Here is a 13,523-nt window from a genome sequence, read left to right as displayed (position 1 = left end):
TCATAGGGATGAATGGGTTTAGACACAAAAAATCCCTACAGCCAAAGGCTATAGGGAAAATCGCTTAGTTTGTCACTTCGACGGCTGTGTCGAGAGCGACACGAATCATTTCATCAAATGTCGACTGACGCTCTTCTGAAGTCGTCTCTTCACCCGTCAACAAGTGGTCAGAGATCGTGAGGATCGTCAACGCGTTCACTTTATGTTTCGCTGCAAGCGTGTAAAGACCTGCTGCTTCCATCTCGATCGCGAGGCAACCGAAGTCCGCCCATTTCTTGAAGTGATGGAAATCATCTTGATAGAATTGGTCAGCCGTGAAGATTTGTCCGACTTTGACCGGGATACCCGCTTTTTCTGCATTCATATACGCACGATGTAGGAGGTCGAACGTCGCTGTTGGCGCATAGTCCATTCCGTTGAAACGGACACGGTTTTGTCCCATTTCACTTGATGCGCTCATCGCGATGACAACGTCACGCACTTTAACATCTTCTTGAATTCCGCCCGCTGTTCCGACACGAATCAAGTTTTTAGCACCGTACGACATGATGAGTTCGTTCACGTAAATCGACATCGATGGGACACCCATCCCCGTACCTTGAACCGAGATCCGTTTGCCTTTGTATGTTCCCGTGAAGCCGTACATGCCACGAACTTCGTTATATAATTCGACGTCTTCTAAAAACGTTTCCGCGATATATTTGGCGCGAAGCGGATCCCCTGGAAGTAATACCGTTTCTGCAATTTGTCCTTCTTGAGCTCCAATGTGTACACTCATGTTTGAATTCCTCCTTTAAGCTTGTCGTTGAACTTGTTCCCGAAATTCGTTCGGAGTAACACCGACTTGTTTTTTAAAGACCTTTCGGAAATATTTGTCGTCCGAAAAGCCGACTGCTTGGGCGACTTCATAGATACGCTGTCTACTCGTTTCTAACAGGCGCTTTGCTTCGTTCATCCGAATCGTCAACACGTACTCAGATAGATTCACGCCATATTGTTGTTTAAATCGTCTTGAGATATACTCCCGACTTAAGTAAAACCGTTCACTCATTCCTTGCAAACTCAGTTCTTCCGCAAAGTGTTGTTCAATATACGTCCCGATTTGGGCAATCGGATCTTCACTCGACTCCTTCACCACGTCCGCTAACGCGCGTGACAACGTATCGTTTAATACATCGGGGTCAATCGGTTTCAACAGATAATCAAAGCTTCCGTATTGGATGGCCCGACGCATGTACGAATACTCATCGTAACCTGTCAACACAACGAGCTTAGAGAATGAAGCGTGGTCGTGTACCCACTCCATCAGCTCGATTCCATCACAATGTGGCATTTGAATATCCGATAGAATTAACGCCGGTCGTTCCTGCTCGATGAGCGCCTTTGCCTCAAGCCCGTTCTTCGCCTCGAGTACGGCCTTCACACCGAACCGTTCCCATTCGCCGAGTAATTTTACCGCTTCCCTTACCGGAGATTCATCATCTACAATCAACACTTTCGTCATGATGCCACCCCTTCATCCGTTGCCGGGAAACGCATCATGATTCGAAAACCGCCTGTTTCAGGTGTAGCCAACATAAATTCTGCCTCCCGATTATAGTTTAACATGAGTCGATCACGAATGTTTCGTAATCCTGTGCCCTCTGTGTCATAAAATGTCGAGTCCCCTTGTTCAATCCGTGACATGACCCGTTTCCACTCTTCCGTCGTCAAGGAACGTCCACTGTTCTCACAGCGAATCACGAGTGTCGCCCCTTCCATCCAAATCATCACGTCAAATCGATTCGCCAACGCCGAGCCGTCTCGTTCGAACCCATGTTTGAAAAAGTTCTCTGCGAGCGGCTGTAAAATCATCTTAGGAACAATCAGTTCATGGAGGTCCTGAGGGACTGAAACGTTCACTTGAAACTGATTTGGAAAACGTACGTCTTGCAGGCGAATATATGAGTTCAAATGTTCGATTTCTCTCTTTAGCGTGACCATCGACTCTTCAGGATGCATCGTATATCGCATCATCGAAGAGAGTTGTGTGATCAATCGATAGACGGTTTTTCCATCTCCCTTTAAAGCGAGTGTACCGATCGACTGTAACGCATTGAATAAGAAATGCGGATTGGTCTGCGCCTGTAAGGCACGTAGTTCATTTGTTCGGTTCTCTAAGGCAAGCTTATACTCCCGTTGAATCAGATCATCGATTCGCTCAATCATCCGCTTGAACTGTCTCCCGAGTACGCCGAACTCATCATTTCCGAGGGAATCGAACGAGACCGTCATATCGCCTTGCTCAATTCGCCAAATGTTCGAGGTCAACGTCTTGATTGGAGTCGTCAGTTTCATCGAGGCGTACGTGGCACCGATCAACGCCAGAATGAGGGAGATGATTCCGACTAACAAAATAATGAACGATGTTCGTGAAGCTGGCTCCGTCAAGAGCTGATCTGGAATCGACTTCCCGACATAGAACTGCTGATGGTCGAACTCAAACGTTTTCGTGATTTGATGATGTTTTCCATCGGTCGAGAGCGACCTCGGTTGAAACGAAGAAGGAATCTCGCCATCTCCAAGATGGGCGAACACACGATTGTCCTCACCAACGAACCATAGACTTTCCACCGGACTATTTTGAAGAGAAGCCAACTGTCCGATGAACAAATCTTCCGGGATATCGAGTGACAGAATCGCGAGCGGTTCGTTCGTTTCAATTTTGTCGAGTCTGAAATGGAGGGTGACGACATCTTCTTGCGTCATGATTGGTCCGAAATCATGATACGGGATGAGCGGATGTGACGCTTCAAGCAGGACGCGACTTTTCGGATTATTCAATAACTGTCGTTGGACAGCGCTCGGCTCTTTTTTGGAACGTGGTGATACTTTCATTTTATACGCTGCGAATGAATCCATGTCTTCAAGCATCAACAGCTGAATTTGCGCCACGTCTTCCCGGGACAAATACATCGCGAGGAGCGCTCGTCGCACTTCAATCTCCGTTTCTCTTAATGACAGTCCCGGTCCGTATTCCAATATGTCCAATACGTCACGATCCGCGTATAGGCTAGTCGGCAAGCGACTCAAGTCAGAGATATAGCGTTCCATCTGACGCGTCCCCCGTTCAAGCGACCATTCCGTCATTTCTAGACCGCGTTCACGTTCTCGATCCTCCACATACCAAAATGAAATAATTGTCGCGATAATGACTGGCACGATGATGGTTAATGCAATCATTCCCGTTAACTTTGTCCGAATGCTATTCACCGCTATCCCCCCTACCTCATGAGTATATCACGCACTATGCAAACGTTTGCAAAAATCCTAAAAAAGAATCCTCGTTTCTTTCGAAACAAGGATTACGCGACGATTAATACGATTCCATTAAATCAATGAGTTGTGGACCGTGTCCCATTTCTCGCGCCACATCAATCGGTGTCATACCTTCTTCGTTCTCAATGGTCACGTCTGCACCGTGATCAAGTAAGAGACGGACCGTCTCAGGATCGACGTCGTCATTATAGAACAAGTTATGGAGCGGTGTTTCCCCATATTCGTCTTGAATGTTCACATCCGTCACGTTTGCCAGTTCCGCTTCAATTTCTTCATAACTCGCATTCATGAACGTCAATTCTTGAATCGGTTCTCCTAATTCCATTTCCCAATCCTCTTCGAAATCCTCGCTCATGGCCGATGCGACAAAATCAGATAAATCATCGTTCATGACGAGTAAGGCGATGATGGCTCCGTTTCCGATGACAGTCAATAGAATCATCGAAATGATAGAGGCTTTCACATACCCTGCTGTTTTAAAGACCGGTACGTTTTCTTCGCCCGCATGTGTCGCAATCGCCGCGATGCGTTTCGGTAACGTCGGATGCGTCGACAACAATTCACTATATTTCGCGATGAATCCGTTCTCTCGGCTCGCTTCATACAGATAGTCAAACTCATTCACTTCTTTCGCGAGCGGTCCCCCGATCGCAAGTACGGTCAACGCTCGTTTCGCCGCTCCAAAATCTTGAAGATAATGCGCTGCCATCCGGTCACACGTATACTCACATGCACGCGAATAAGCTGATCCTAAAAACGGAATGATGCTACCAAGTAAGACAACCCATTGTTTTTGAACGTGGTTGCGACGAATATGTGCCAATTCATGTGCGATGACAAACTCAACTTCTTTCGTCTGTCCAGTACGTGTCAATTCCACGACATCAGAATATAAGATGACCATATTCTTTTGGAAGAATCGCGTGGCGAAAGCATTTAACACACCACCGGCTTGTAAGATATACACATCCGGCAACAACCGAATCCCCATCTCAGCCCCGACGCGTTGAACCAGCTCATGAAGCTCTGTGAACTGACGAGGCGTCACCTTGACACCGTTCGTCCGAATATATCCGATTTGAATCCAGTGCGTAAACATTGAAAGTGCTACGATTGTCCCGATGATCCACAAGAAAAGACCGAACGATGCAATCGTCAGTACGATTCCTAAAATCAAGACGAGTACGCTTGCTGCGACTAATAATGAGAAGTATAAATTTTCTCGTTTATGTACCAAGTTTGAATGATTCATCTAAATTCCCCTTCTTTTTCCAAAATACATGTTTAATTATACCGTTCCTTCCAGAAGAAACAACGAAAAAAATAGAAACTGACGGATTCGTCAGTTTCTAGCGGATGGTCACTTGATAGAGTTTGTCGTCTTGTGATTGTGGATTGCCTCGTCCGTCCGTATTGTTCGAAATAAAATACAACGTATCGTCGTCCAACCACACATCCCGAATGCGTCCGACCCCTTCGACAATTGTCGTGACTTGCTTCGTTTCACGATCGATGGCAACGAGCCGCTCGTTCCGTAGTGTCGCCATGTAAACGTACCGTTCATCGGTCGCAATACCAGACGGTGCCCAAGACGTCTCACCGACTTCGAACCATGGCGTGACCAGACCTTCTCGTTCCTCATTCGCCTCAATGAGTGGCCATCCATAATTGTTTCCTTCTTCAATCACGTTGACCTCGTCATGTCCACTCGCCCCATGCTCACTCGCATAAAGCGTATCATCCATCCGGCTGAGTCCTTGAGGATTCCGATGACCTAGCGAGTAAACCCAGTCGGTCGGTTCCCCTTCACCCGATAATGGAATTCGTAAAACCTTCCCTGCCAAAGAGGATTCGTCTTGTGCAAGTTCTGGCACGAGCGCATCGCCCGTTGTTACCCAAAGATACGCTCCATCGACTAATAGACGTCCGCCGTTATGGAAACGTGCCCCTGGTATCTCGTCAATCAAGACGCCCGTTTCCTCGAAACGTTCCCCGTCCCACGTCAACTCCACGACCCGGTTCTTGACGTCTCTTCCCGATGAGCCGTACGTATGATATGCGTAAAGGATCCCGCTCGACTCAAAATCGTCGCTCAGCGCGATGCCAAGGAGTCCTCCTTCACCAATCTCAAATACGTCTTCGTCCAAGTTCACGGCAGATTGCGTCACGCGACCGGAATCATCGATTACCGCGATGGTTCCCCCACGTTCCGAAACGAACCATTCGTCCGCACTTCGAGCGAGTGACCACGGGATCTCTAGATTTTCAGCGGTGGCGGTCACTTCCCCGATGTTCAGTTCCGTCTCTTCAGTGGTATTCGATTCTTCAGATATTGCCGACTCATCACGAGTCGATTCTTCAGCAGGTGGTGGCTCCGTACCCTCGTTCGTCGGTTCTGGCGTACATCCAATAAGAAACAATAGTGTCACAATCCCGATTTGACGTTTCATGTCGGTTCGCCTCCCTTTCCTTCATCATACCCTTGTTTTACGAGCGCTGTGAAGGTTCCGGTGGGCGGGCCGGCAAACGGGTTGCGATGATAAATGCAATCACGGCTGCAATCATCGCCCCGATGAAGATACTGTTTAGTCCGGTCGCAATAATCTGTTCACCTTGCAGACGGACAGAGGCGCTCAATGTCTCCGTCACACTTTGATTGAAGAAGTCTTCCAAAGACACTTGGGATAACGCACTACTTTCTTTAAAGTCGTTGAGCACGACGAAGTTAAAGACCGCTCCAAACACTGCCACACCGAGCGTTTGACCGACCGTACTTAAGAAGGAATTGGTCGCGGTCGCCGTTCCTCGTTGCTGATAGGAAACGACGGTTTGCAAGACGACGATAAACATCGGCTGCGACAATCCGAACCCTACCCCAATCAAAGCCACCGCACCATATACCCAGAAATCCGAGCTTGATTGAGATAAGAGTGTCAACGTGAACGTTCCGATGACGAGTAACCCCATACCAACCAACGCGCGACGTCTCGGGGAGGCCACACCGAGTGTCCGTCCCCCGATAATCGATGTGAATGTCCATGCAACAGACAACGGCATCAACATGAATCCAGCCTCGGTTGCTGTTTTTCCTAACACGGCTTGCGCCCAAATTGGGATGTAAGCTGACATTGAAACGAGCACCCAAGCTGCAAAAAAGACAGAGCCGTTGATGGCCGCAATCGTCGGTTGCTTGAGCAAATCAAACGGCAATAAAGGAGAGGTTGCTCTTCTTTCCGATAGGAAGAATCCCCCTAACAAAACAAGACTAATTACGCCACTCCCGACGATGGTCGTCGTCCATTCATTCGTTTCACTGAACGTGATCAAGGCGTATAAAAACGCGGTCGTTCCTCCAGCGAACAAGAGAGCACCTTTCAAATCAATCCGCTCGCTCGTTTCAGCGACGGTTTCTTTATAAAAGACGATAATCATGATGAATGAGAGTAACGCAAATGGCACGTTTAATAAGAATACGTAACGCCAAGACAACGTTTCGACCAAAAATCCACCGATGACGGGGCCAAGCACACCCGATACACCCCATACGGCACTCAAAATCCCTTGAATTTTCCCACGCTCTTCGTATTTATATAAATCTCCAATAATCGTCATCGAAATCGGAAGCACGGCTCCGGCCCCGAGACCTTGCAGCGCCCGAAAGACAATGAGTTGTTCCATCGATGTCGCTAACCCACATAACAATGAAGACACGGTGAACAACCCGATTCCAAACAACAGGACGCGCTTTCGCCCGAATAAGTCTGCCACTTTTCCATAAATCGGTGTCGAAACCGCTGTAAAAAGTAAGAAAGCGGCAAATACCCAGCTGACGAGCGTCGCTCCGTTCAACTCACTGGCGATGACCGGTGTCGCAACCGATACGACCGTCCCTTCAATCGCCGCTAAAAAGGTTGCCAGTAAGAGGGCAACCGTCACATTTTTTCTCATTCATTCCATCTCCCCAAAAAAATAGTGGCGTCGGAAGGTTCCGAGCACCACTTCAACTGTCTATTATTTTGTGCGAGCCGCGTCCATTTGACAAGTGTCATCTTTCGATTCGAAAAAGAATTCTCTTAGTCGTTCATATGCGGCTTGTTCATCTTGGACATATACCTTCCCACAAACAGCGCCCGCTCGCATCATCCAGACCTCATCTGCCAACATGGCGGCGACGTCAAGTTGATGCGTTGAAAACACGATGGTCGCCCCCCGTTTGGCCTCTTGTCGCAATAGGTCGCTGAGCATTTGCATCCATAGCGGATCGAGTCCGTTCGTCGGTTCATCCAACAACAAGATGGCCGGTTCGCTTACAAGAGCTTGAGACAACAAGAGACGTTGCCGCATCCCTTTTGAGAGTTCGGAGACGCGCTTTCGTTTATGCTCGTACAGACCGACTCGTTTTAAAATATCCAGAGTCGGATGTGCTCTTTGCAAGGTAGCGTAGTAGATGAATGTCTCCTCAACTGTCCATGCCTCATCAAAATAGAAATCATCCGGCATATAGCCAAAACTCTCATTATATTTCGCACGTTGTTTAATCGTATAACCATTCAATTGAATGGTGCCGGTACTCGGTTTGATGGTGCCGTTCATCAGGTTCAATAGCGTCGATTTTCCGGCACCATTGCTTCCGCACAGCGCCACGATTTTCCCTGAGATGATGTCTTCACGAATGGGATGGAGCGACCACGTATCGCCATATTTTTTTCCTACGTCTATACAGTGGATCATGATGTTTTCCTCCAAACGACTTTCGAAGCAAGCCATAACAAGAAACCACTTGCCGTAAGCAAGCTCAACCAGACTCCAGCATATCCAATCGGTCGATGCATCCAATTCAACAGATGGAGATAGACATCCCCAAACACATCTGAAGAGGATACAATCGTACTGGCCCATACACGCATCAAATCAAATCCATTCAGAAACAGCGCCACAATCATGCCGTTCACTTGCATACCGTAAGGAAGCCAGGAAACGATGGTCACGAGAAGCGTTGGCCAAAGCAACACGAGGATTGTCCATGTGAGGAAGGCCAGTAACATCGCTCGAATCCGCTTGCGCGCGATTAGTCCAAGCAAGGTTCCGAGCGCTGTCGCGTAGATTGTTAATCCAATCGCGTAGGAAAACAAAATCATCCAAGTCTTACCTGATTGTCCGACAACGAGCGAAGCAATGAGGAAAGCCAACAGCAGAATAAGTCCTTGTGTCACGAGAAATGAACTGAATCGGACAAAAATCAACTTCCATTTAGGATAGGTAAATGTTGAGAGGAGATTCAATCGCTTCGATTCCTGTTCCTGTCCCCAATGAAGCGCTGTCGTCAATAAGATGAAAAGAGGAAGTAACAGACCGAGCACCGTGATGAGCGTTGCACTTACGTTTGTATAGTCCGCAGCAACAGGTAGTGCTTGTCCGAGTCCTCCGAGTAGAACGAGCGTGAGAATCCATATAACTAAAAATATATAGTTCTCACGCTGTCTCAGACTGCGCGCCCATTCCATACGCCACAGTGACATCGATTATTGCCCTTCTTCTTCTTCTGTATCCATGTCCATTTCGCTATCTTGATCCATTTGATCCATTGAGCCCTCGCCATCCATCTTCATGTGCATCTCACCGCGCTCCCACGAATGGTCTTTCAATTGTTCGAAGTCCATCATTTCTCCACCATTCTCTTCGATATAGGCTTCAGCATCAGCCTCTTTCGCGAACGAGAGAATATTGTACGCCATTGGTGTTTTCGACTCTTTGTCGTACACGAACATCGCTTCGTCTAATTCGACCCAATCTTTCGTATTGAAATCTTTCACGTACATCGCAGCAATATCTTCTTCTTTTTGTTCAGGATACCAATCACGCATGAGACAACCGATGTCATCAAACGCATATCCCTTTTCGTTTTCCATGATGGCTTCCGCTGCGAACTGCTTATCCATGATTTTCATTTTACACACTTCGCACTCTGTTTCGCCCCATTTGATTTCAAACGGTTCTGCCGATGCACTCGAACATGCCCCGAGTGCCAATGATAGTCCTGCGATAGATAATAATCCTGCTACTTGTTTATACGATTTCATGTCGTTTCCTCCCAAATATCCAAATGATGATAAGTAACATGATACTCCCTAAATTCCAAATCGAACCGTTCCACTCCCACCTTGCTGTATAGGTTTGCGGTGAAAGGTCCGTCAACGATACATCGTTCGGACTTCTCAGAATGTTTTCTAATAGGAGAAGTCCCGGGGACCCGTATAATAATTCTAGCGCTTCATATGAATCGGTTAATAAGAACAAATACGGTTCGGTTTGAAATGGGATTTCGCTATACCCGTCACGATCTAGGTCCAACGTCGTCCCACCCCAGACATTTCCTTGTACAACGTTGTCATGCGACTCGACCATCGTCACCGGTTCACGATTTCCTAACAGGTTATTTTGAAGAATCATCATCCCCGTTGCTTGCTTGAATTGAAAGCCGATATCGTTGCCGTTAATCGTATTCCGTTCAAGAATCGTTCCTGCCGACTGCTCCGCGAACAAGCCGATATGATTTCCAGATATATTCGTCATCTCGATGGTCGTGTCGATTGCCTCATAGAGCATCAGCCCCGTCGCCGTTCCACCGAACTGGTCGTGTACATTCCCATTTTTAAAGACGACTCGATTCGTTCCCATAATCATCGCACCGGTCAAATTATGATGGAGTTCGGGCACCGAAATCACCACGTCAGTCGGAAACATCAAGTGAATGCCGTAGCGTGAATGCGAAACGACCGGTCGAACAATCGTATGCTGAGATCCATTCTCTATGTATATCCCATCTCGCACGTCCTTCACTACAACACCTTGCAGTTCGGTCGCTTCACTATTGAGGATTACCATCCCATCTGCCTGTCCATTCCCATCAATGGCCATTCGTGTGACACGAACCCCGTAACTATCCTCAATCGAAATTCCTGTTCCCGCAGACTCAATCGACACATCAAGCAGTTGATGTCCGAGACCAGATACTTGGATGGCTGGTACATCGTCGTTCTCACATTGTTGTACTGATACACGTTCGAGAACAGCACCGGTTCCACGCATGATAAATGCGGGCTGGCCACAACTCGTATATGTTTTTCCGCCTCCATCCACATGCTCATTCGACTCAATGACGATAGGTTCAGTCAACGGAATCGAGTGTTCTGCCGCCTCTACCTGTGTTGCCCAACACAAAAATAGGATACAACTCAATATTCGTTTCATGCCCCCTCCTTCTCATAAGCGCTTACAACATCCATTCTACTGAAACCCCCACCGGTATGTGTGTGGTTTATATGGGATTCCTGTGACAATTTCTTCATAAAAAAAACACAGACGGTGAAGGGGTCGTTTCACCGTCTGTGCCATGCTTATTTCACTTTGTCTTGCCATACTTTCGTGAAGTCCTGAAGCATCTCTTCACCTGTTTTTTGTCCACCGACATATGCCTGCATGAGGGCACCATATTCGTTCACTGCACCATCCGGATACTTAAACCAGTTCCAAGAGATGGTCTTCCCTTCATTCGAATATGCCAAAATATCGTCTGCGAGTGGTCCAAGGTCGTTGGCTTCAATCGACTTGAAGGCAGGGATGAACTTGAACTTGTTGACCATGTAGTCTTTTCCTGTATCCGACGTCGCCATCCACTCTAAGAAGTCTTTCGCTTCTTCTTTATACTTCGAGTTTTTGTTGACGACCCAGTTGTTCGGGACGCCGACTGGAAGTCGGTCCATCTTCTCCGCATCGTCATTGATTGGGATCGGGACGAAGCCCATCTCCATATCTGGATTTACGTCGAGGATCATTTGCTGTGCCCAGTTCCCTTGTTGGAGCATTGCCGTCTCTCCTTGGGCGAACTGTGTGACTTGAGTATTGTAGTCCGTCGTCAACGGATTTTTGTTTCCGTATTTAATCGTCAAATCAAACAATTTCAAAAACTCTTGGAACTGCTCATTGTCTTCAAACTTCGCTTTATTCTCGTTGAGCGCTTGAATAAATGCATCTGGGTCGTCTTGTTGCGCCATCGGAATGTTCAACAAGTGGATTCCTAAAATCCAGAACTCTGCATAACCGACAGAGAACGGTGTGATTCCCGCTTGCTCAAGTTTCTCAGCAGCATCTGTCAGTTCAGAGAGTGTTTTCGGTAACTCTTTGATCCCTGCTTTTTCAAATAGTTCTTTATTATAGATGAATCCGTAACCTTCGAGGTTCATTGGCATTCCGTACAGTTTACCGTCCATCGTCATCGGCTCTTTGGCGACTTCTGTCAAATCTCCGACCCACTTCTCGCTTGAGAGGTCCTCGAGTTTATCCTTCCATGTCTGTGCTTCCGTGAATCCACCGTTGTTGAAGATATCCGGTTCATTGCCTGAAGCGAATTGTGATTTGAGGGCCGCACCGTAGTCTGCTCCACCACCGACGGTTTGAACCGTGACTTTCACACCCGTCTCCTCTTCATACTCTTTTGCCATCGCTTCAAGGTCTTTCGCAATCTCCGCTTTGAATTGGAAGACGTTTAACGTGACGTCTTTTTTGTCGCCGCTATCTGCATTTCCTTCAGAAGAACCTTCGTCCGTGAGTGATCCGCCGCCGCAAGCCGCGAGTGATAAGACCATTCCAGCCGTCATGACCGCTGTAGACAATTTCCACTTCCGTTTCATCTCATTTCCTCCCTTAACCTTATCCATCTTTACAAACTCAACTTTAAATGAAAACGCTTCCACGATGTAGGTGTCAAAATTGACGGATAGGGTGGAAAATGTTGCACAGAAAAACAGGACTCTTTTTTCGAGTCCTGTTCCGTGTTTCTTCTTATTATATTACAACAAGCTGATGCCAGCTTCTTCGCACGATTGAATGACTTCTTGCGGCCAGACCGATGTTTGCACTTCTCCGATATGACGCGCGCGCAACAGATACATCGCGACACGTGATTGGCCGATCCCGCCCCCGATTGTAAGAGGGAGCGTTCCTTCGAGCACGCCTTGATGGAATGGATACGCACGCTTCTCTTCCGCATCTGCTTTCTTCAGTTGCGCATCAAGTGCCACTTCGTCGACACGAATGCCCATCGATGACAGTTCAAATGCTGACTCGAGCTCAGGGTGCCACACGAGAATGTCTCCGTTGAGCGACCAATCATCATAGTCCGCCGCTCGTCCATCGTGTTTCATACCCGAAGCGAGAAGATCTCCGATTTGTGAGATGAAGACCGCACCGTACTCTTTACAGATGGCCGTTTCACGTTCTTTCGGTGTCATGGTCGGATACGTATCCTCCAACTCCTGACTCGTGATGAAATGAATCATTTCCGGAAGAATCGCTTCAACACCGTACGCTTTCTCTACTTCCGCTTCTGTTTCACGGAGCGCAGCGTAAATGGACTCCACCGTCGCTTTCAAATATTCCATCGTCCGTTCTTCTCGAGCAATCACTTGTTCCCAGTCCCACTGGTCGACGAATAAAGAATGTGTCGCGTCGAGTTCTTCGTCGCGTCGAATGGCACGCATCTGAGTGTACAATCCTTCACCGACACCGAATCCGTAACGACCGAGCGCTTCACGTTTCCATTTCGCGAGTGACTGAACGATTTCAAGTTCATGTCCCGGATACATCGTATCAAACTGAATGATACGCTCCACACCGTTCAAGTGATCGTTGACCCCACTCGCCGATTCGACGAATAGTGGTGCTTGTACTTGAATCAGTCCGAGTTCACGTGAGACTTTCTCCTCAAAGAGTGCCTTTACTGCTGCGATTGTCTGCTGTCTTTCCTTCATCGTGCTTGTTGCTGTTGTCATTTTCCGTTTCCTCCAATTGTGGAATATTTGAAAATGAAGCCATGAAAAAAAGCCCTCCATTCCCATCGAACATGGGACGGAAGACTTCGGTTCCGCGGTGCCACCCAAATTAGTAGACGAATCTACTCACTTTTTCGAGACAATCATCTCGTAACTCCGATAACGGGGAGCGGTCCGGCTACGTCTACTGGCAAAGCGTTCGGGTAGCGACTCCAGGAAGTTTTTCGACGAAGGGTTAAGACCGGGCTCACACCACCCCCGGATCGCTTGACTCACTACCTTCGTGTACTCGTCCTTTCGACGTCGTTCACAATTGAATTGAGTTCATTATTATAAATATTCAGACTAATGTCAACGATTTTTTTCAAAAAAAAT

The 13,523-nt window shown here is 47.6% G+C and carries 12 protein-coding genes and 1 other annotated feature; all 12 genes read right to left on the bottom strand.

The window, feature by feature from the left end:
* Positions 1-64: 64 nt before the first annotated feature.
* The 12 genes from deoD to asnA all read right to left on the bottom strand — a co-directional run bounded on the left by deoD (position 65) and on the right by asnA (position 13,148).
* Positions 65-778 (bottom strand): purine-nucleoside phosphorylase, encoded by a 714-nt coding sequence (deoD, locus tag KNO68_RS12855; RefSeq protein ID WP_015880817.1) that lies wholly within the window; start codon positions 776-778, stop codon positions 65-67.
* Between the two features lie 15 nt (positions 779-793).
* Positions 794-1,504, bottom strand: coding sequence for a response regulator transcription factor (locus tag KNO68_RS12850; protein WP_015880816.1), 711 nt, complete (start codon positions 1,502-1,504; stop codon positions 794-796).
* Positions 1,501-3,252 carry a sensor histidine kinase gene (locus KNO68_RS12845; protein WP_215112575.1) on the bottom strand — a complete coding sequence of 584 codons (1,752 nt, stop codon included), beginning with the start codon at positions 3,250-3,252 and terminating at the stop codon, positions 1,501-1,503. Before KNO68_RS12845 ends, KNO68_RS12850 begins: the two co-directional genes overlap by 4 nt.
* Before the next feature lie 103 nt (positions 3,253-3,355).
* A complete protein-coding gene (locus KNO68_RS12840) occupies positions 3,356-4,570 on the bottom strand; it encodes a M48 family metallopeptidase (protein WP_215112576.1) in 1,215 nt (404 codons plus the stop codon).
* Positions 4,571-4,667: 97 nt separating this feature from the next.
* Positions 4,668-5,768, bottom strand: a complete 1,101-nt coding sequence (locus KNO68_RS12835) for a PQQ-dependent sugar dehydrogenase (RefSeq protein WP_215112577.1) — start codon at positions 5,766-5,768, stop codon at positions 4,668-4,670.
* A gap of 37 nt (positions 5,769-5,805) precedes the next feature.
* A complete protein-coding gene (locus tag KNO68_RS12830; RefSeq protein ID WP_215112578.1) occupies positions 5,806-7,266 on the bottom strand; it encodes an MDR family MFS transporter in 1,461 nt (486 codons plus the stop codon).
* A 63-nt stretch (positions 7,267-7,329) separates the two neighbouring features.
* Positions 7,330-8,049, bottom strand: coding sequence for an ABC transporter ATP-binding protein (locus KNO68_RS12825; protein WP_215112579.1), 720 nt, complete (start codon positions 8,047-8,049; stop codon positions 7,330-7,332).
* Positions 8,046-8,837 (bottom strand): hypothetical protein, encoded by a 792-nt coding sequence (locus tag KNO68_RS12820; RefSeq protein ID WP_215112580.1) that lies wholly within the window; start codon positions 8,835-8,837, stop codon positions 8,046-8,048. Before KNO68_RS12820 ends, KNO68_RS12825 begins: the two co-directional genes overlap by 4 nt.
* A 3-nt stretch (positions 8,838-8,840) precedes the next feature.
* Positions 8,841-9,398 (bottom strand): nitrous oxide reductase accessory protein NosL, encoded by a 558-nt coding sequence (locus KNO68_RS12815; RefSeq protein WP_214734062.1) that lies wholly within the window; start codon positions 9,396-9,398, stop codon positions 8,841-8,843.
* On the bottom strand, positions 9,385-10,569 hold the full coding sequence (locus tag KNO68_RS12810) for a right-handed parallel beta-helix repeat-containing protein (RefSeq protein ID WP_214689144.1): 1,185 nt from the start codon (positions 10,567-10,569) through the stop codon (positions 9,385-9,387). Before KNO68_RS12810 ends, KNO68_RS12815 begins: the two co-directional genes overlap by 14 nt.
* Positions 10,570-10,715: 146 nt before the next feature.
* Positions 10,716-12,008, bottom strand: a complete 1,293-nt coding sequence (locus KNO68_RS12805; RefSeq protein WP_196431581.1) for an ABC transporter substrate-binding protein — start codon at positions 12,006-12,008, stop codon at positions 10,716-10,718.
* A gap of 159 nt (positions 12,009-12,167) precedes the next feature.
* Complete coding sequence (gene asnA, locus KNO68_RS12800) at positions 12,168-13,148, bottom strand: aspartate--ammonia ligase (protein ID WP_215112581.1); 981 nt, start codon at positions 13,146-13,148, stop codon at positions 12,168-12,170.
* A 69-nt stretch (positions 13,149-13,217) separates the two neighbouring features.
* Positions 13,218-13,458 (bottom strand) — a binding site (T-box leader).
* Positions 13,459-13,523 lie beyond the last annotated feature (65 nt).

Origin of the sequence: Exiguobacterium sp. s75 (genome assembly GCF_018617145.1) — a bacterium.
Classification (GTDB): domain Bacteria; phylum Bacillota; class Bacilli; order Exiguobacteriales; family Exiguobacteriaceae; genus Exiguobacterium; species Exiguobacterium profundum.
The sequence above is the reverse complement of the archived record's forward strand: the minus strand, read 5'-3'. Positions and strand labels throughout refer to the sequence as shown.